This is a genomic window from Gordonia sp. 852002-50816_SCH5313054-c (assembly GCF_001665925.1).
GTDB lineage: Bacteria > Actinomycetota > Actinomycetes > Mycobacteriales > Mycobacteriaceae > Gordonia > Gordonia jacobaea.
Genome location: NZ_LZTE01000022.1, coordinates 49,705 through 69,024, shown reverse-complemented (window position 1 = coordinate 69,024; position 19,320 = coordinate 49,705). Strand labels below are relative to the sequence as shown.

Below are 19,320 nucleotides of genomic sequence, written 5' to 3'. Positions count from 1 at the left end.
GCGGTCGCTACACTGGAAGCGCAATGATCCGGCCATCACCGGGGAGCATCCGGAAGAACGGATTCTCGTCACGCATCGTGTGAGTCGGTGAGCGTCCCAGTAGAACCGGGCGGGAGTGGCCCGTCATAGCCGCAGGTCCATTCGGTTGGGAGTGTTGGAGCACTCCGGGTGTGTGAGCATCCGGCGTTGTTCGCCTGCCGATCCGAGAGGGCCATGAGCGGCATCGGACCAGTCCGATGCAAGCGGGGTGGTACCGCGCACACGTCGTGCGTCCCCGTGCCAAGAGCAGATGCACACGTCCTAGTGGACGTGCGAGCCAGGCACGAGGAGTCAGCGTGAGCGAGCAGTCAGAATCGGCAACACGTGTGTACCCGGTCGTCGACATGACCGGCGGCATACGTAGTGGTGCGCCATCTTTCCCCGACGTCGAGCTCAACGTTCTCGACTATTGGAAGAACGACGACACATTCGCCGCATCCATCGCCAATCGAGCCGACGCTCCGGAGTTCGTCTTCTACGACGGGCCTCCGTTCGCCAACGGCCTGCCCCACTACGGTCACCTGCTGACCGGTTACGTGAAGGATCTGGTACCGCGGTACCAGACGATGCGCGGCAAGAAGGTCGAGCGGCGATTCGGCTGGGACACCCACGGACTGCCCGCAGAACTCGAGGCCGAACGTCAACTCGGGATCACCGATAAGTCGGAGATCGAGAAGATGGGCGTCGAGAAGTTCAACGACTTCTGTCGCGACTCCGTGCTGCGCTACACCGGCGAGTGGCGCGACTACGTCACCCGTCAGGCTCGCTGGGTCGACTTCGACAACGACTACAAGACCCTCGACATCGACTTCATGGAGTCGGTGATGTGGGCATTCAAGCGGCTCTGGGACAAGGGCCTCATCTATCAGGGCTATCGCGTGCTGCCGTACTCCTGGTACGAGCAGACACCCTTGAGCAACCAGGAATCGAAGCTCGACGACGCGTACCGCATGCGCCAGGACCCCGCTCTCACCGTGAGCATGCCGCTGGTCGTCGACTCCGACGGTCCGTTGGCGGCGCTGGACGGGGTCAATGCGTTGATCTGGACCACGACGCCCTGGACTCTGCCGTCGAACCTCGCGATCGCCGTCAATCCCGATGTCTCCTATGTGCATGTGCGTGCGGCGGACGGGCGCGAGTACCTCCTCGCCGAGCCGCTGCTCGGCAGCTACGCGAAGGAGATCGTCGACCCCGAGGTGCTGGGCACGTATCAGGGGCGCGACCTGGAGGGGCTGGCGTACACACCGCCGTTCGACTTCTTCGTCGGGCACCCCAACGCTCACCGCATACTGCTCGGCGATTACGTGACCACCGACAGCGGTACCGGAATCGTCCATCTCGCACCGGCTTTCGGTGAGGAGGACATGGAGCTCTCGACGGCCAACGGCATCGAGGTCGTGCAACCACTCGACGCAGGTGGCCGATTCACCTCGCAGGTGCCGCCGTATGAGGGCCTCATGGTGTTCGACGCCAACGCGCCGATCATCAAGGACCTCAAGGCCGGTGGGTCGCGCGTCCTCGCCGGATCGGACGGGCACCAGGGGCGTGTGGTGCGGCACGAGACCATCGAGCACTCCTACCCGCACTCGTGGCGGTCGGGAAAGCCGTTGATCTACATGGCCGTTCCGTCGTGGTTCGTCGCGGTCGACCCGATCAAGGACCGCATGATCGAGCTGAACAAGCAGATCACCTGGTCGCCGGCACACATCCGCGACGGGCAGTTCGGCAAGTGGCTCGAGGGTGCACGCGACTGGAACATCAGCCGCAACCGCTACTGGGGCGCGCCGATCCCGGTGTGGGTCTCCGACGACCCGGAGTACCCGCGCACCGACGTCTACGGCTCGCTCGATGAGCTCGAGCGCGACTTCGGCGTGCGCCCGAACAACTTGCACCGCCCCTACATCGACGATCTGACGCGGCCCAATCCCGACGACCCGACCGGAAATTCGACGATGCGTCGCGTTCCCGAGGTCCTCGACTGCTGGTTCGAGTCGGGCTCGATGCCGTACGCCCAGGTGCACTATCCGTTCGAGAACTCGGAATGGTTCGACGGGGCGAGTGACGGTTCGGAGCCTGCACACAATCCGGGCGACTTCATCGTCGAGTACAACGGCCAGACGCGTGGATGGTTCTACAACCTGCACGTGCTCGCGACTGCGCTGTTCGATCGTCCGGCATTCAGAACCGTTGCGGCGCATGGCATCGTGCTCGGCGACGACGGCCAGAAGATGTCGAAGTCCAAGCGCAACTATCCCGACGTCAACGAGGTGTTCGACCGCGACGGCAGCGATGCGATGCGGTGGTTCCTGATGGCGTCGCCGATCCTGCGTGGCGGCAATCTCGTGGTGACGGAGAAGGGAATCCGCGAGGGCGTGCGTCAGGCGCTGCTCCCGTTGTGGAACGCCTACAGCTTCCTGCAGCTCTACGCCGACCGGCCCGCCACGTGGCGCACCGATTCGTCGAACGTGCTCGACCGGTACATCCTGGCGAAGCTCGCCGTCACGCGCGACGCCATGACCGAGGCCCTCGACGTGTATGACGTCTCCGGGGCGTGTGATGCGTTCCGCGAGTTCGTCGAGTCGCTCACCAATTGGTATGTGCGCCGTTCGCGGGCACGTTTCTGGGCGGGCCAGGATGAGGACCCGGAGGCTTTCGACACCCTGTACACGGTGCTGGAGGTTGCGAGTCGCCTTGCGGCACCGCTGCTTCCGTTGGCGACCGAGGCCATCTGGCGTGGGCTGACCGGTGAGCGGTCGGTGCACCTGACCGACTGGCCGACCAGTGACGAACTGCCCGCCGACCCCGACCTCGTTGCGGCGATGGACGACGTGCAAGCGGTGTGCTCGACGGCGTCGAGCGTGCGCAAGGCCAACAAGCTCCGCGTGCGACTGCCATTGCCGCAGTTGACCGTCGCGTCGCCCAACGCCGATCGCCTCGCGCCCTACACCGATCTGATCGCCGATGAGATGAACGTCAAGTCGGTGGAATTGTCCACTGACGCAGATCAATACGGTCATTACGAGCTCGCGGTCAATGCGCGCGCCGCAGGACCGCGCCTCGGCAGGGATGTGCAGCGCGTCATCAAGGCGGTCAAGGCGGGGAACTGGAGCGTGCGGACCGCCGACGACGGTACCGAGATCGTGTCGGCCGACGGCATCGACCTCGAACCGGGCGAGTACAGCAGGAAACTCGTTGCGGAGGAACCGGATTCGACGGCCGAACTCCCCGGTGGCGGCGGACTCGTAGTCCTCGACACCAACGTCACCGAAGACCTCGAGTCAGAGGGTTGGGCGAAGGACCGCGTGCGTGAACTCCAGGAGGCACGTCGCAATCTCGGGCTCGACGTGTCGGATCGCATCGAGGTGCGCTTCGTGGTGCCCGAGCAGCGACTCGAATGGGCTCGCCGCCACGCCGACATGATTGCCGGTGAGGTGCTCGCGACGTCGTTCGTCGTCGAATCGGCAGACGACTCGGCTGCGGGTGCGATCGAACTCGGCGACGGGGTGACGGCAGACGTCAACAAGGCGGGCTGAGCAGCAGTCCGTCGGTGCGGCAGTCAGTCGTCGAACAGCAGCGACAGGACGGCGTCGACCTGCGTGGTGAACAACGCGTCGGGGTGAGCGAAGGTGTCGGCGCCGTACTGTCCGAAGACGTCGAGGCTGATCCCGCCGATGATGGTCGCCCAGAGGGTTGTCGCCGCGGCGACGACCTCTGCGGGCACGTCGACGCCGAACTCGTCGATCACCTGACGCATGTCGGCGGCGACCTCCGGCGAGATCGGCGGCAGCTGCGCACGCAGGTCACCGTCCCGATGCGCGGCCGCCAACTCGACGACGAGTCGACCGACCACGCGCGTTCCCGGGGGCGTCGTGCGCTCGGCTGGCGCCGAGTACCCCGGCACCGGACTGCCGTAGAGCAGCGCCCATCGCGCGGGGTCGTCGACTGCCCAGCCGCGTATCGCAACGGCCATGCACCGCAAGCGCTTCCGCGATCCGCCGGCCCCGGCTGTGCGGTCAGCGTCGTTGTCATTGTCAGCGTCAGCGGCGGCGTCGACGGTGTCGGCGAGGTCGTTGTAGCCCTCCACCAGAAGCAGGGTCAACAGCTCGTCGCGGCTGGGAACGTACCGGTAGACCGCGGAGGAAACGACGCCGAGGTCGCGAGCGATCGCCCGTAGTGACAGCCCGGCAGCGCCCTGCGTGCGCAGGTGCTCGCGGCCGAGCCGCATGATCTCGGCCTCCATCGCCGCGCGATTGTCGGCCCGTGTCTTTCCCGTTCCCATGCCGACAGTCTGCCAGATCAGAGAGCGGTGCTCTTGCATTTCCTCGACGCCGGGCGCACACTCGATTATCGAGAGCGGTGCTCTCGGATCATCTGCGACGTCGAGGAGTAACCGCCATGCAATCAACGCAACACCACGTCACGCCCGGCCGCTCGGACCGCGTCTTCAATTCCGTCGTGCGCTGGCTCGCCGACCGTGGGGTCAACCTCGCCGGTGCGCAGACACTGACCATCGTCGGACGAAAATCTGGTACACCACAAAGCATTCCGGTGAATCCCATTGCGTTCGACGGCTGCGAGTACCTCGTGGCGGTACGGGGCAACACCCAGTGGGTCCGCAATGCCCGAGCCGCGCGGACCGCGCACCTGCGTCGTGGCCGCAACGATCGAACGGTGACGCTCGCCGAGGTCGACGTCGCCGATCGCGGTCCGATCATCCGCGCGTACTTGAAGCGATGGGGGTGGGAGGTCGGCCGATTCCTGCCCGACGGCATGACCACCGACCCATCCGACGACCAACTGCACACACACGCGGCGTCGATCCCTGTCTTCGCCGTCGGCAGGGCGACTACCGGGTAAGTCCCTGAAGAAGCCCCGATCGACCTGCTTAGTCTTGATGTGTGTCAGCAGTGTCCGGTTCGCCCGCAGATGGGGAACGCAGCACCAGGTGGGTGATGCATCTGGACATGGACGCCTTCTTCGCCTCGGTGGAGCAGCTGACGAGGCCGACGCTCGCCGGTCGCCCCGTGCTCGTCGGTGGGACAGGGGGCCGCGGTGTCGTCGCGGGCGCCAGCTACGCCGCACGCCGTTTCGGTGCGCACTCGGCCATGCCGATGCACCAGGCCCGACGCCTCGTCGGAGCGTCGGCGGTGGTACTTCCACCCCGCGGCTCGGTGTATCGCGTGGTGAGCAGCAGGATCTTCGGCATCGTGCGTGACGCGGTGCCGGTCATCGAGATGTTGTCATTCGACGAGGCATTCGGAGAGCCCGTCGACCTCGTCGGTGCCACCGCGGCCGATGCCGAGGCCTTCGCGCAGGAGATCCGTGCCCGCATCTTCGAGGGCGTGGGGTTGGCCGCCTCCGTCGGTGTCGGCAGCGGCAAGCAGATCGCGAAGATCGCCTCGGGAATGGCCAAACCCGATGGGGTCATGGTCATTCCGCCGAGCAGACAACTCGACTTCCTCCACGCACTGCCGGTCCGCAAACTCTGGGGGATCGGGCCCGTCTCGGGAGAACGGTTGGCGCGCCTCGGTATTGACACGATCGGCGATCTCGCCGCGATGTCCGACCTCGAAGTCGCGTCCGTACTCGGCTCCAGCGTCGGACCAGCACTGCACATGCTCGCGCGCGGACACGACGACCGGCCCGTCACCGAACGCGCCGCGGCCAAACAGATCAGCGCCGAATCGACCTTCGCACGCGACATCGTCGACCTTGCCGGCCTGCGACCCGCGATCGACAAGTCGGCGGCGGACGCGCATCGTCGACTCCTCTCCGACGGACGCGGTGCGCGCACCGTCGTACTGAAACTCAAGCGATCGGACATGTCGATCCTGACCCGGTCGTCGACGCTGCCCGCCGCGACGACCGATCTGGACACCCTCACGTCGATGGCCCGTCGCCTTGCCCTCGATCCGCAAGAGGTCGGCCCCATTCGCCTTGTCGGGGTTGGCTTCTCAGGTTTGTCCGCCGTCGAGCAGTACGCACTGTTCGGCGACGGTGATATCGCACCGACAGCCGACCTCGCGCCGATCACCGACGCAGATCTCGAAGCGCCAGATCTTGAAGCCCCAGATCGTGAAGGCGCCATCGCCATCGACACGGTTCCACCCTCGGACGGCTTCGAAACCACCCACGCGACCGTCTCCGACAGCGGCGCTGGATCTGCTGTCTCCGACAGCGGGAGCTGGGCGACGACCGGCGTCGACGTGGTGCACCCCGAGTTCGGGCACGGCTGGGTGCAGGGGAGCGGACACGGTGTGGTGACCGTGCGATTCGAAACGCGGGCAACAGGACCCGGCATCGCGCGCACATTCTCAGCCGACGACGACGCGTTGCGACGCGGTGACCCACTCGACAGTCTCGCGTGGCCCGATGTACCGCGCTGAGCCCTCAGGCCACGACAGTCAGGCGGCAGGTTCCGAACGGCGGAAGAAGTCGGCGACGTCGTCGGCGTCGTGCCCGGTGGACAGCAGCGTGATCAGCGCCATGCGTGCCTGTGGCGCGCGTAACCAGCGGGACACCACCGCGCCTGCGCGTTCGAGGTCGACGGCTCCGCCGCCACCGCCATAGGTCGCGACCACCGGGCCGTAGGGAACGCGTGTCGTGACGACGACGGCGACCCCCGCGCGTCGTGCGGCGACGACTTCGGCGGTGATGTCGGGATGGGTGTTGCCCGAACCCGTCGCCGCGAGCACGATTCCCGACGCACGCTGCGCGACGGCTGCGGCGATGATTCCCGCGGCGACGCCGGGATACAACGCGTAGGTATCCACGCGGGCCAGGCGTTCGGGCAGCGCGTCGACGACCAGGGGGCGTGGAAGCGCGGCGTGCACAGTGTCGAAGGCCTCGGTCGCTGTGGTCGAGACCTTGAACGCTCCCCGAACCGGCAGCACGCGTCCGCCCAAGGCAAGCACGACGCCTCGTCCACGACTATCCGGATCGGCTGCCACCTCGATGGCCGCCGCGATGTTCGCGGGCCCGTCGGCCTCGGGGGTGTCGGCGGGGTACTGCGCACCGGTGAACACGATGGGGCGGGGATCGTCGGAGACGAGGTCGGCCAGAAATGCCGTCTCTTCCATCGTGTCGGTGCCGTGGGTGACGACGACCCCGGTCACGTCGGGATCGGCAAGCGTGGCTGTGACAGCACGCACCACCTGCGCCTGCTGAGTCACCGTGATAGCTGAGCTGTCCGCCGACATGAGGTCGTTGGTCTCGATGACGGGAGTGACTGCCGACGGTGTCCTTGCTTGTGCAAGCAGTTCGGAGGCGCTCAAGACCGGCACCGCCCCGTCAGCGCTCTGGCGAGCTGCGACCGTTCCGCCCGTGGTGATCAGCGCGATTCGGGGTTGCGTCATGCCAGACAGCGTCCCTGGAACCGATGTCGGCCGTCAACCGCTTCACCCGTCGGCACTGCTCGTGCGACGCCGCAATGCTCATCGAGATAGCTGCAACTGGCGATCTCGGCGGGTACGCGTCGTGGGGCGGAGTCGATGTGTTTGGCATAGTGGTGTGAGTTTGTGGCCACGGGGGTGGATATGGCGACCGTTGTGACGGTCGCTGTGAACCGCGTACGACTGCGCGAATCACCGCCGAACACGATCATCGCCGACGTTGAATGTGAGGAAGATCCTTGAAGTTCCCTAAGTTCGTAGGTGCCGCCATCATGGCTGCCGCAGTCGCCACGTCCCTCGCGGCGTGCAGCAGCAGCGACGATTCCGACGACGTCCCCACGGTCGCCACGACGACCAGTGCCGCAGCCACCTCTGAGGCAGGCGCGTCGGGTGCCGACGCCGGGGTCACCAACCCGAACGTCCGCCCGAGCGTCGCGACACTGAACGCGATGCTGGACAAGGCTCTCGATCCGAACGTGCCGAACTCGGAGAAGACCGAACTCGTGCAGGGTTCCGAGAAGGATCCGCAGCTCTTCGACAAGCTCGTCAAGGCACGTGAGGACAACAAGGACGTCACCTACCAGATCTTCCCGCCGGTGATCCCGGCCGGACCGAACAAGGCCACGGTGAAGGTTCAGGTGAAGCTCCCCGACAACCCGCCGACCAAGCTCGACGCCCAGATCGTGTACGCGGACGGACGTTGGAAGCTCGCGAGCGACTCCGTGTGCCCGATCCTGTCCGGCAACAACATCAAGAGCGCCATGTGCACCCAGTGATTCAAGTGCACGCCTGAGCGCGCTTGCACCACAACGAGAGCCCCTGTCCCGCGCGGGACAGGGGCTCTCGTGTGTGAGGGAGCTCTTTACTTCCAGGTGTAGGAGAAGCCGATCTTCTGGAGCAGCGGGTTGGCAGGGTCGGCTCCGACCAGTTCACGCGCGCCTGTGTATGTGCCGGAGCCGCTGAGCGGCAGACCGCGGGTCACGTCGGAGACCAGGGTCCCCGAGCCGGTGTAGGAGTAGCGGGAGATGGTCAGCGTGGTGTCGGAGCCGGGAATCGCATACACCGAGTTGACCGGTGATTCCTCGGTGGTGAAGTCGATGGTCACGCGGTTGCCGTCCCACGCCTTGAGCGTCGCGGTGATCGTCTGGGTGAGTGTGGTCGCAGCCGTGATGGTCCGCTCGGTTCGCCACGTCGCACCCACACCGATCGGCTCTGTGGGCAGGGGAATCGAGTTCTGGAACGCCTGAACCAGCGACTGCTCGATCGCGCTCCTCGCTTCCGAACCCGAATCCTTCGTGGGGATCAGTCGTAACGAGACAGGCGCCGCGCCGGGTCCGAGCGCTACGCCCGCCTTGGCGTCCCTGGCCGCTTTCAGTTGGTCGTTCAACGTGGGGTCGGGAGAGGTCGACGCGCCGAGTGTCATCTCGAGATCTGTGTTGTCGGTGCAGTGGAACGTCGCAGTGATCGGGATGTCGACGGTCTGCTCGGTCGTGCCGTCGGCCGCTGTGACAGACGACGTCGTCGACAACGTCGAATGCTGTGGCGTCGAACGGTCGGGCGCGCCACCGACCACCCGTTGTGGTTGATTGCCCGTGGATGTGACGGTCACCGCTGCGGGAGGGATGGGGATCAGATTGGCGTCGCGTTGACCGGAGGTCGAGGTGGTCGTGCAGCCCGATGGGGCTCCCGGCGACTGCCCCGACTCGGCATCGGAACCCGAGTCGGTGCCGCACGCCGACACCAGGAGCCCGCACGCCAGTGCTGCTGCGGTCGACCCGAGCGTGACCCGGCGGCGAACCGAGCGGCGTCGAGGGGGTGGTTCTTCGGCAGTTCGACGGGTCGGATCGGACACGCCAGTCAGCGTATTGCACGTGTCAGGGATGATGGTGGGGTGGATGACCGACCCGACCAGACGCACAACCTCTCCGACGCCGAGGACACCAGCGAGAACGACCGTGGCGGAATGCTGCGCAGCTCGACCTCGGTACTGGCCTGGCTCGCGGGCATCGCCCTGACGGTGATCGCGCTCGACGTGCTCACCAAGTCGCTGGTCGTCGCGCTGCTCGACCCGCAGCGACCGGTGCACATCATCGGTGATGCGGTCACGCTTCGGCTCGTGCGAAACAGCGGCGCGGCATTCTCCATGGCGTCCGGCTACACCTGGATATTGACGCTGATCGCGCTCGCTGTCGTGGTGGTCATCATCCGGTTCAGCCGCAGACTCCGCTCGGGGTGGTGGGTCCTCGGCCTCGGTCTGGTCCTCGGCGGAGCCATCGGCAACCTGATCGATCGCATCTTCCGTGACCCCGCACCGCTGCGCGGGCACGTCGTCGACTTCATCTCGGTCGGCTGGTGGCCCGTGTTCAACGTCGCCGACTCCTCGGTTGTCTGCGGTGCCGTGCTGCTCGTCGTGCTGTCGCTGCTCGGATACGACTACGACGGCTCGCGCTCCGGCTTCGCCGCTCGGCGCGCCGAGAAGGTCGAGGCCGAGAATGCGTGAATCGCGTGCCATGCCGGTTCCCGACGGGATCGCGGGCATGCGCCTCGATGCCGGGGTGTCCCGCATCCTCGGCTTGTCGCGGACCGTCGTGGCCAATCTCGCCGACGCGGGCGATGTGACCGTCGACGGCGTCGCAGTCGGCAAGTCGCACAAGCTCGCGGCCGGAAGTTGGCTCGACGTGTTGCTTCCCGAGCCGGACGAGCCGCTGCGAGTAGAGCCGACACCTGTCGAAGACCTGTCGGTGATCTACCACGACTCCGACATCATCGTCGTCGACAAGCCCGTCGGCGTGGCGGCCCATCCGTCGCTGGGGTGGAGCGGGCCAACCGTCGTCGGCGCGTTGGACGCCGCGGGTTTCCGGATCTCGACCTCCGGCGCGGCCGAACGGCAGGGCATCGTGTCGCGCCTCGACGTCGGCACGTCGGGGTTGATGGTGGTCGCGGCGTCGGAGCACGGATACACGTTGCTCAAGCGCGCGTTCCGCGACCGCGAGGTCGACAAGGGCTACCACGCGCTGGTGCAGGGTCACCTCGATCCGCCGACCGGGACCATCGACGCGGCGATCGGACGTCATCGGGGAGCCGACTGGAAGTTCGCGGTCACCGCGAACGGCAAGCCGAGCATCACCCACTACGACACGCTCGAGATGTTCGCCGCGGCGTCGCTCCTCGACATCCACCTCGAAACGGGACGGACGCACCAGATTCGCGTGCACTTTTCCGCGCTGCACCACCCGTGCTGCGGTGACCTGACCTACGGAGCCGACCCTGTGTTGGCGGCGCGACTCGGGCTCGAGCGCCAGTGGCTGCATGCTCGTTCGCTCGGGTTCGCCCACCCTGCCGACGGGCGTTGGGTGGAGTTCGTCAGCCCCTATCCGGCCGACCTTCAGCACGCTCTGGACGTCCTGCGCGAGACCTGAGTTCGTCGCCCGCGCCGACACGCCGCGGGCGACACTCCGGGATCCTCGCCTCATCTGTCACAGCCTGGCGCGGCATGTTCGTGAGTGTCAGAGGCGAGTCCTACAGTGGTTGGGATCGACCAGTGGCTGGGCTCGACCTGAGATTGGTATCGATCACGCACATAGCAAGACACGACATTCAGCGACGTTCCGTTCGGAACGTTCCTTCGAGGTGAGAGGCATCCGTGGCCGGTTCGTTTGTCCACCTGCACAACCACACCGAGTATTCGATGCTCGACGGTGCAGCAAAGGTGTCGCCCCTGTTCGCGGAGGCCAAACGCCTGGGCATGACCGCGATCGGGATGACCGACCACGGCAACATGTTCGGTGCGAGTGAGTTCTACAACACCGCGATCAAGAACGAGATCAAGCCGATCATCGGCATCGAGGCGTACATCGCACCGGAGTCGCGTTTCAACACCAAACGCATCCAGTGGGGTACGCGCGATCAGAAGGGCGACGACGTCTCGGGTTCGGGTGCCTACACCCACATGACGATGGTCGCCGAGAACGCGACCGGTCTGCGTAACCTGTTCAAGCTGTCGTCGCTGGCGTCCATCGAGGGCCAGCTCGGCAAGTGGGCCCGAATGGATGCCGACCTCATCACCGAACACGCCGAGGGAATCATCGCCACCACAGGGTGCCCGTCCGGCGAGGTCCAGACCCGTCTCCGCCTCGGTCATGACCGCGAAGCCCTCGAAGCCGCCGCCAAATGGCAGGAGATCTTCGGTAAGGAGAACTTCTACCTCGAGCTGATGGAACACGGACTCGAGATCGAACGCCGGGTCCGCGACGGCCTGCTCGACATCGGCCGCAAACTCGGCATCAAGCCGATCGTCACCAACGACTGCCACTACGTCACCAAAGACCACGCCGCGAGCCACGAGGCGCTGCTGTGTGTGCAGACCGGTAAGACCCTGACCGACCCGACGCGATTCAAGTTCGACGGTGACGGCTACTACCTGAAGTCCGCCGACGAGATGCGAGCCCAGTGGGACTCGGTCATCCCGGGGGCCTGTGACAACACCCTCGAGATCGGCGAGCGGGTGCAGTCCTACGCCGACGTCTTCACCCACCGCGACCGTATGCCGATCTTCCCGGTCCCCGACGGCGAATCGCAGCAGACGTGGCTGCGCAAAGAGGTCGCCAACGGTCTCGCCGAGCGTCGTTTCCCCGGCGTCGAGGTGCCGGAGGACTACCTGCGTCGCGCCAACTACGAACTCGACGTCATCATCCAGATGGGTTTCCCCGCCTACTTCCTCGTGGTCGGCGACCTCATCCGGCACGCCCACGAGGTGGGTATCCGCGTCGGCCCCGGCCGTGGTTCCGCGGCGGGCTCGCTGGTCGCGTGGGCGCTCGGGATCACCAACATCGACCCGATCCCGCACGGACTGCTGTTCGAGCGATTCCTCAACCCCGAGCGTGTGTCGATGCCCGATATCGATATCGACTTCGACGACCGTCGGCGCGGCGAGATGGTTCGCTACGCCACCGACCGGTGGGGCAGCGACAAGGTCGCCCAGGTCATCACATTCGGAACGATCAAGACCAAGGCTGCGATCAAGGACTCCGCGCGAGTTCAGTTCGGCCAGCCCGGCTTTGCCATCGCCGACCGCATCACCAAGGCGTTGCCGCCGCCGATCATGGCCAAGGACATCCCGGTGTGGGGTATCACGAACCCCGAACATGAGCGGTTCGGTGAGGCCACAGAGGTTCGCACCCTCATCGAGACCGATCCCGACGTCAAGAAGATCTACGACACCGCGATCGGCCTCGAAGGTCTGATCCGTAACGCGGGCGTTCACGCGTGTGCGGTGATCATGTCGTCCGAACCGCTGACCGACGCGATTCCGGTGTGGAAGCGCGCACAGGACGGCGCGATCATCACCGGCTGGGACTACCCGTCGTGTGAGGCCATCGGTCTGTTGAAGATGGACTTCCTCGGACTGCGCAACCTGACGGTCATCGGCGACGCGCTCGAGAACATCAAGCTCAACCGTGGCATCGATCTCGACCTCGACACCCTGCCGCTCGAAGACACCAAGACCTACGAGCTGCTCGCCAAGGGCGACACCCTCGGTGTGTTCCAGCTCGACGGCGCGGCGATGCGCGAACTGCTGAAGATGATGCAGCCCACCGGCTTCGAGGACATCGTCGCCGTGCTCGCGCTGTATCGCCCGGGACCCATGGGCGTGAACGCGCACACCGACTACGCCAAGCGTAAAAATGGGCTGCAGCAGATCAAGCCGATCCATCCCGAGCTCGAAGAGCCGCTCAAGGAAATTCTGGCCGAGACCTACGGTCTGATCGTCTACCAAGAGCAGATCATGCAGATCGCTCAGAAGGTGGCGGGCTACTCGCTCGGCCAAGCAGACCTGCTGCGCCGCGCGATGGGTAAGAAGAAAAAGGAGATCCTCGACGAGGCCTACGACGGCTTCGCAGAGGGGATGCGCAACAACGGCTTCTCCCAGGCCGCCATCACCGCCCTGTGGGACACGGTGTTGCCCTTCGCCGGCTACGCGTTCAACAAGTCGCACGCGGCGGGCTACGGTCTGGTCTCCTTCTGGACCGCCTACCTCAAGGCGAACTACCCGGCCGAATACATGGCCGGGCTGCTCACCTCCGTCGGCGACGACAAAGACAAAGCAGCCATCTATCTCGCCGACTGCCGCAAGCTGGGCATCACGGTGCTCCCGCCGGACGTCAACGAGTCGCAGCACAACTTCGCCGCAGTCGGAACCGACATCCGCTTCGGCCTCGCCGCGATCCGCAACGTCGGGTCAGGTGTCGTGTCGTCGATCCTCGCCGCGCGCGATGAGAAGGGGAAGTTCACCAGTTTCTCCGACTACCTCAACAAGATCGATGTCACGGCGTGCAACAAGAAGGTCACCGAGTCGTTGGTGAAGGCGGGCGCATTCGATTCGCTCGACCATCCCCGTAAGGGCCTGTTCCTGATCCATGTCGAGGCGGTCGAGTCGGTCATCGGCACCAAAAAAGCCGAAGCGATCGGACAGTTCGACCTCTTCGGCGACGCAGGCGGCGGTGCCGACGACACCATGGCCGAGGTGTTCGCGGTCAAGGTGCCCGACCAGGAGTGGGATTCCAAACACAAGCTCGCACTCGAACGAGAGATGCTGGGGCTCTACGTGTCCGGGCATCCGCTCAGCGGCGTCGAGCACGCGATCGCGGCCCAGACCGACACCTCGATCACGCAGTTGCTCGAGGGCAACATCTCCGACGGCGCGCAGATCACCATCGGTGGCATCATCTCGTCGGTGACCCGCAGGGTGAACAAGAAGGGCGAGCCGTGGGCGGCCGTCACGCTCGAGGACATGGTCGGTGGCGTCGAGGTCTACTTCTTCCCGCGCGCGTTCCAGACGTACGGGATGGACATCGTCGCCGACAACATCGTGTTGGTGAAGGCGCGCGTCAACATGCGCGACGACTCGATGATGATCAGCGCCAACGACCTCGCCGTTCCCGATCTCAATGCCGCGGGGGCCACCAAACCGGTCGCACTGACACTTGCGGCTCGCGCCTGCACACCTGACCGCGTGCAGGCACTCAAGCAGGTGCTCACCCGACATCCGGGCCCGGCCGACGTGCACGTCACGCTGGTCAGCGACGAGCGGTCGACGGTGCTGAAGCTGACCGAGTCGTTGCGCGTCACGCCCAGTTCGGCGTTGATGGGCGACCTGAAGGCGCTACTCGGGCCGACCTGCCTGGGCTGAGCAACGCGGGTACGCTCCATCAATGCCCGGCCACATCATCGTGCACGGCGATGACGCCCTCACCGAGCGCATCACCGAAGAACTACGGCTCGCGGGAGCGACCATCGTGTCGTTGCACGACCCGGCAGAACTGCCGGACGTCGGCGTCGAGACCGCCGCGGCCGTCGTCTGTGCGGGTTCCGACGACGCGCTCAACCTCGAGATCGCCCTTCTGACACGTCAACTCAGCGCCGAGGTGCGCGTCGTGACCAACCTGTCGAGCGGTGTCCTACGCGACGCGGTCGCGCTCGGCAACGGTCCGGGGGCGGTGCTCGATGTTGCAGAACTCGCGGGTCCGTCGGTGGTCGAGGCGTGCTTGGGCCGCACCACACACCCGATTCCCGTGGCGGGCAACGACTTCCTCGTCGCGGGCGACTACGCGCCCCGCGACGCCACGTTGCGCGAGCTCTACGGCGATCTCGCTCCCGTCGCCGTGCTGCGCGGTGAGCACAGCGCCGAGCCGGGGGAGGTGGTTCCCTGTCCCGGACGCGATCTGGCTGTGACAGCGGGAGACTGGGTCGCAATGATCGGCACCGTCGACGAGTTGTCGGACCAGAGCATCGCAGTCAACGGCGATCCCGAGCGTGTGCACCGTCGACGCTACCGCCCCGTCTCGATGCGTCTACTCGGCGGACTCCGTGCGTTCCGAGACGACGTGAATCCCAACCTGTTTCGTGCACTCGGTGTCTCGTTTGCCCTGTTGCTGGGCGCCACGGTGCTGCTGCGCTTCACCTACCACCGACCGGGAATGAGCTTCGTCGACGCCCTCTACTTCTCCACCGAAACCATCGCGACCGTCGGCTACGGCGACTTCAGCTTCGTCGGACAGCCGACGTGGCTGCGTCTCTTCGCGATCGTGTTGATGTTCGCGGGTATCACCACGACGGCGATCCTCATGGCGTTCATCGCCGACCTGCTCCTGTCGCGTCGTATCGAGACATCGGCCGGACGACGGCGCGCGAGCCAGATGTCGGGCCATGTGATCGTGGTGGGTCTCGGCTCATTCGGTATCCGGGTCGCGACCGACCTCGTAGCGCTCGGTCACCCGGTCGCGGTCGTCGAGCGCAACGACGACAACCGTTACCTCGGTGCGGCAGCAGAACTCGACATTCCGGTCGTGTTCGGTGATGCGACCCTCCGCGACACTCTGCACGACGCCGGTCTCGCGCGGGCGCGGGCCGTGGCAGTGCTGACCCACGACGACATGGTGAACATCGAGAGCGGCATCGTGCTCCGCGAACTACTCGGCGCACGATGGTCTCGCGGCGTCGACGGCCGACCGGGGGTCCCCGTCGTCATGCGCGTCTACGACCATTCGCTCGGCACGGCTGTCGCGCATCGATTCGGATTCCAGAACGTCCGATCGACCGTCGACCTCGCGGCGCCGTGGTTCATCGGGGCGGCCCTGGGCCTGCAGGTGATCTCGACATTCTCCGTCGGACAGCGCTCATTCATGGTCGGTGGATTGTTCATCCGCGCAGGCAGCCCACTCGACGGCATGACCATGGCCGACCTGCCGACGCGCACACGCATCATCGCCATCGTCCGGGGCACCGACACCATCGTGCATCCCCGCCGCGACGATCGCCTCGCCGCAGAAGACACCGCGTATCTTGTCGGGCCCTATCACGAACTCTTCGACACCCTGCGCGACGGACGCTGACGGATAAGAACGAGGACATGACGAGGGCGAGAACACCGGCTGACCAGTGGTTCCAGGCATGTCGGGCCGCAAGGTTTCGGCTCACCGAACATTTTCTCGCGGGTATGTCTATACTCGACGCAAAGCCAACCCGAACGGGTAGACGAACCGCCAGCCGAATCGTTGCGAGGTATCCGATGACAGTCCTGATCGAGTCCAACGGAGCTCACCGCGGACACGCAACCGGTCACGGCCACACCGTCGACATCGCCGGCGTGAGCTGGCCCGTCCACAAGCTGTACGCCGCGGTGGCGGCCACCGTGGTCGCGTTGATCGCCCTCGTCGTGACCCGTTCGCCCGAGATCGCCGCGTGGTCGTCGGCGGCAGCAGGCGTCGCCGTGTGGATCGTCGCCGCGAGCCTCACGCGCCAGTCAGCTCAACGGCCGGGGAACGCCGCTACCGATCCGGCCGAGTAGCCACTCGGGATCTCGAAGATCCGGCCGTCGAAGCCCGCCCGGTACAGATGTCCGGCCGAGAAGCCGCTCGCGGAACGCCCGTAAGACACCACGCTCGACAGCGGTAGGCCGCTCGCGAGAACGCAGTAGCGTCCGGGCGAGGTGATCCGCACGATCTGACCACTCGCGTTGAACGGAACCACCGGACGGTCGGCGGCGTCGAGTGTCAATCCGTCTGGTGCTGCGAGCGTGTCCGCCCCGCCGAGCGTCAACAGACTCTGCACGACACGGGGATTGCCGGTGGAGATCCGGCTGACTCCCGGATTGCTGAACGTGCGCGACACGTACAGGAAGCTGTCGTCACGATTGAGAACGGCGCCGTTCGCGCTCGGAATCGAAGCCCAGTTGGCCTGGACGGCCCCGGTGGGCGTGATGCGTCCGACCAAATTGCCGAAGTCGTTGGTGGCGTACACATTTCCACGTGCCGACACGTCCATCCCGTCGGCTGCGGAGAGGCCGCCGACCCATGGGCGCAGGGCCAGGCTGTTGACGTCGAGCCGTGCAATCGCGCCGGGACGGATCGCATCGCCGAGGAACACGCGTGGGTCCGACCCGTAGCCGACGAGGAGCGTGCCGTCCGGGGTCCACGCGAGTGCTCCTGCGCCACCGGAGGGGACCTTGGCTATCGGCACGGCACCCGCGCCGGGCCGATCGAGTCGGAACACCCGACCGCTCACGAGGTCGGTGGTGTAGAGCCGTCCGCGCGAATCGACGGTCAATCCCTCCAACGCTGCTCCGGGGACGGTGCCGACGAGCCGTGCCGGTGCGGCGCCACCCGGACACGGCGCCGCGGCATCCGCGGTACCGGTGCCTGTGACGGCGGTGACGATCACCGTCGCGCAGGCTGCTGCGCAGGCGGTGGCAAGAGCGGTGGTCCGCCGCAGAGTTGCCGTCCGAAGGGATGGTGTCAGAACGCGGTGTCGGAGCATGCCGACCTCCTGCTTGTCGTCCGCCGCGATGCGGTGAGGGTGTCGCCACTGTGCTGGACGACGGCGTGTCGACGACGCGCGGCGAAATGGGTGGACGCCACCGATGCTACGTCGGTCGGGTCGCGCGACGAGGGATTTCGTGAGGTGAGACCATAAGAGGGTGAGTACGCAACACCTCGGAATCGACAATTCGCAGCCCACAGCGTCGGATCAGCAGCTCTCCGCCGACGCGATCGAAGCGGCTGTCGAGCGAATTTCGCCCGCGGTCACTCGTACCCCGCTCGAGGCCGTACCGCGTATTTCGGAGGCGTACGGCGCTCGTATCCATGTGAAGCGCGAAGACCTGCAAACCGTTCGGTCCTACAAGATCCGCGGCGCGTACAACACCATGTCGCTGTTGTCCGAGGACGAGCTCGCGCCGGGCGTCGTCGCGGCTAGTGCGGGCAACCACGCGCAGGGCGTCGCCTATGCCTGCCGCACGATGAAGGTGCCGGGGCGCATCTACGTACCCACCACGACGCCCAAGCAGAAACGCGACCGTATCCGTTGGCACGGAGGCGAATTCGTCGAACTCATCGCGGTCGGCGACACCTACGACGCTGCCGCGGCGGCTGCGCAGGACGATGTGATCCGGACCGGTGCCGCGTGGATTCACGCATTCGACGACCCGCGGACCGCAGCCGGCCAGGGCACCAGTGCGGTGGAAATCGTCGAGCAGCTCGGCAGGGTTCCCGACGTCGTCGTCCTTCCGGTCGGCGGAGGTGGTTGTCTGGCGGGCATCGCCACCTACCTGCGGTCGAAATCCGACGACGTCGCGATCATCGGCGTCGAACCACACGGTGCGGCATCGCTGTCCGCCGCGCTCGTGGCGGGAGGGCCGGTCACGCTCGACGCGATCGACCCGTTCGTCGACGGTGCTGCGGTCAAGCGGATCGGCGCACTCGGTCACCGCGTACTCGCCTCGATGGGCGCGACCGTCGCCGACCATCCCGAGGTACGACGGCAGGTCGCGCGGCAGGGCGGAACTTCGCACGTGCCGGTGCTATCCGTCGACGATCCGCTGGTCGTGACGCCGGGTACCACTCACATCACCCACGTCGACGAGGGCGCGATCTGTTCGGAGATGCTCGACCTGTACCAGAACGAGGGGATCATCGCCGAGCCCGCGGGTGCGCTGGCCGTCACCGGGCTGTCGAGACTGTCACTGCCTGCCGACGCCGACGTCGTCTGCCTGATCTCCGGCGGCAACAACGACGTGTCGCGGTACAACGAGATCATCGAACGGTCCCTCGTCCACAAGGGACTCAAGCACTACTTCCTCGTCGACTTCCCGCAGGAGCCAGGCGCACTGCGCAGGTTCCTCGATGAAGTCCTCGGTCCCGACGACGACATCACGGTGTTCGAATACGTCAAACGCAACAACCGCGAGACAGGTGCGGCGCTCGTCGGCATCGAACTCGGTTCACCAGAGGGGCTCGCCGACCTCATGGAGCGGATGTCGCATTCCCGACTCAACTGTGAGCGGCTCGAACCGGGTTCGTCGGCGTACAACTACCTGACCTGAACCGGGCTGACG

At 66.0% G+C, this 19,320-nt stretch carries 14 protein-coding genes; 10 read left to right on the top strand and 4 right to left on the bottom strand.

The genetic code is table 11. The annotated features are described in order from the left end of the window. Nucleotides 1-383 precede the first annotated feature (383 nt). Nucleotides 384-3,572 carry an isoleucine--tRNA ligase gene (gene ileS / locus A5788_RS02015; RefSeq protein ID WP_156525428.1) on the top strand — a complete coding sequence of 1,063 codons (3,189 nt, stop codon included), beginning with the start codon at nucleotides 384-386 and terminating at the stop codon, nucleotides 3,570-3,572. Nucleotides 3,573-3,595: 23 nt separating this feature from the next. Here the strand turns inward: ileS and A5788_RS02010 are convergent, their stop codons facing one another. Further along, the gene (locus A5788_RS02010; protein ID WP_082938079.1) at nucleotides 3,596-4,318 is read right to left on the bottom strand and encodes a TetR/AcrR family transcriptional regulator; all 723 of its coding nucleotides are present in this window, start codon (nucleotides 4,316-4,318) and stop codon (nucleotides 3,596-3,598) included. A 116-nt stretch (nucleotides 4,319-4,434) separates the two neighbouring features. Between A5788_RS02010 and A5788_RS02005 the strand changes: the two genes are divergently transcribed. Continuing rightward, a complete protein-coding gene (locus A5788_RS02005; RefSeq protein ID WP_064864551.1) occupies nucleotides 4,435-4,896 on the top strand; it encodes a nitroreductase/quinone reductase family protein in 462 nt (153 codons plus the stop codon). A gap of 95 nt (nucleotides 4,897-4,991) precedes the next feature. Beyond that, nucleotides 4,992-6,425, top strand: coding sequence for a DNA polymerase IV (locus A5788_RS02000; protein ID WP_231894296.1), 1,434 nt, complete (start codon nucleotides 4,992-4,994; stop codon nucleotides 6,423-6,425). 18 nt (nucleotides 6,426-6,443) lie between these two features. Here A5788_RS02000 and A5788_RS01995 read toward each other — a convergent pair whose 3' ends face one another. Continuing rightward, nucleotides 6,444-7,394, bottom strand: coding sequence for an asparaginase (locus tag A5788_RS01995; protein ID WP_064864553.1), 951 nt, complete (start codon nucleotides 7,392-7,394; stop codon nucleotides 6,444-6,446). A gap of 275 nt (nucleotides 7,395-7,669) precedes the next feature. On the opposite strand from A5788_RS01995, the gene A5788_RS01985 reads away from it, so the two are divergent. Then, nucleotides 7,670-8,206 carry a hypothetical protein gene (locus tag A5788_RS01985; protein ID WP_049698224.1) on the top strand — a complete coding sequence of 179 codons (537 nt, stop codon included), beginning with the start codon at nucleotides 7,670-7,672 and terminating at the stop codon, nucleotides 8,204-8,206. 86 nt (nucleotides 8,207-8,292) lie between these two features. Here A5788_RS01985 and A5788_RS01980 read toward each other — a convergent pair whose 3' ends face one another. Continuing rightward, entirely contained in the window at nucleotides 8,293-9,282 is a 990-nt protein-coding gene (locus A5788_RS01980; protein ID WP_197494585.1) for a hypothetical protein, read from the bottom strand. Nucleotides 9,283-9,321: 39 nt separating this feature from the next. Between A5788_RS01980 and lspA the strand changes: the two genes are divergently transcribed. From lspA to A5788_RS01955, 5 genes are all read left to right on the top strand, one after another. Further along, nucleotides 9,322-9,930, top strand: coding sequence for a signal peptidase II (lspA, locus tag A5788_RS01975; protein ID WP_049698223.1), 609 nt, complete (start codon nucleotides 9,322-9,324; stop codon nucleotides 9,928-9,930). After that, nucleotides 9,923-10,849 carry an RluA family pseudouridine synthase gene (locus tag A5788_RS01970; protein WP_049698222.1) on the top strand — a complete coding sequence of 309 codons (927 nt, stop codon included), beginning with the start codon at nucleotides 9,923-9,925 and terminating at the stop codon, nucleotides 10,847-10,849. Before lspA ends, A5788_RS01970 begins: the two co-directional genes overlap by 8 nt. Nucleotides 10,850-11,073: 224 nt before the next feature. After that, on the top strand, nucleotides 11,074-14,619 hold the full coding sequence (gene dnaE / locus A5788_RS01965; protein ID WP_082938074.1) for a DNA polymerase III subunit alpha: 3,546 nt from the start codon (nucleotides 11,074-11,076) through the stop codon (nucleotides 14,617-14,619). 22 nt (nucleotides 14,620-14,641) lie between these two features. Next, nucleotides 14,642-16,321: an NAD-binding protein gene (locus A5788_RS01960; protein ID WP_049698221.1), complete on the top strand. Its 1,680-nt coding sequence runs from the start codon at nucleotides 14,642-14,644 to the stop codon at nucleotides 16,319-16,321. A gap of 176 nt (nucleotides 16,322-16,497) precedes the next feature. After that, nucleotides 16,498-16,776 carry a hypothetical protein gene (locus tag A5788_RS01955; protein ID WP_049698220.1) on the top strand — a complete coding sequence of 93 codons (279 nt, stop codon included), beginning with the start codon at nucleotides 16,498-16,500 and terminating at the stop codon, nucleotides 16,774-16,776. On the opposite strand, the gene A5788_RS01950 is transcribed toward A5788_RS01955, so the two are convergent. Then, the gene (locus A5788_RS01950; RefSeq protein WP_049698219.1) at nucleotides 16,737-17,744 is read right to left on the bottom strand and encodes an SMP-30/gluconolactonase/LRE family protein; all 1,008 of its coding nucleotides are present in this window, start codon (nucleotides 17,742-17,744) and stop codon (nucleotides 16,737-16,739) included. The two genes, A5788_RS01955 and A5788_RS01950, sit on opposite strands and share 40 nt — an antisense overlap. 160 nt (nucleotides 17,745-17,904) lie before the next feature. Between A5788_RS01950 and ilvA the strand changes: the two genes are divergently transcribed. Further along, a complete protein-coding gene (gene ilvA / locus A5788_RS01945; protein ID WP_082938075.1) occupies nucleotides 17,905-19,308 on the top strand; it encodes a threonine ammonia-lyase IlvA in 1,404 nt (467 codons plus the stop codon). Nucleotides 19,309-19,320 lie beyond the last annotated feature (12 nt).

What these genes read in the sequence shown, in the direction of transcription:
- ileS (WP_156525428.1), top strand. Translation starts at nt 384, where the DNA reads ATGACCGGCGGCATACGTAGTGGTGCGCCATCTTTCCCCGACGTCGAG.
- A5788_RS02010 (WP_082938079.1), bottom strand. Translation starts at nt 4,318, where the DNA reads ATGGGAACGGGAAAGACACGGGCCGACAATCGCGCGGCGATGGAGGCC.
- A5788_RS02005 (WP_064864551.1), top strand. Translation starts at nt 4,435, where the DNA reads ATGCAATCAACGCAACACCACGTCACGCCCGGCCGCTCGGACCGCGTC.
- A5788_RS02000 (WP_231894296.1), top strand. Translation starts at nt 4,992, where the DNA reads ATGCATCTGGACATGGACGCCTTCTTCGCCTCGGTGGAGCAGCTGACG.
- A5788_RS01995 (WP_064864553.1), bottom strand. Translation starts at nt 7,394, where the DNA reads ATGACGCAACCCCGAATCGCGCTGATCACCACGGGCGGAACGGTCGCA.
- A5788_RS01970 (WP_049698222.1), top strand. Translation starts at nt 9,923, where the DNA reads ATGCGTGAATCGCGTGCCATGCCGGTTCCCGACGGGATCGCGGGCATG.
- A5788_RS01960 (WP_049698221.1), top strand. Translation starts at nt 14,642, where the DNA reads ATGCCCGGCCACATCATCGTGCACGGCGATGACGCCCTCACCGAGCGC.
- A5788_RS01955 (WP_049698220.1), top strand. Translation starts at nt 16,498, where the DNA reads ATGACAGTCCTGATCGAGTCCAACGGAGCTCACCGCGGACACGCAACC.
- A5788_RS01950 (WP_049698219.1), bottom strand. Translation starts at nt 17,744, where the DNA reads ATGCTCCGACACCGCGTTCTGACACCATCCCTTCGGACGGCAACTCTG.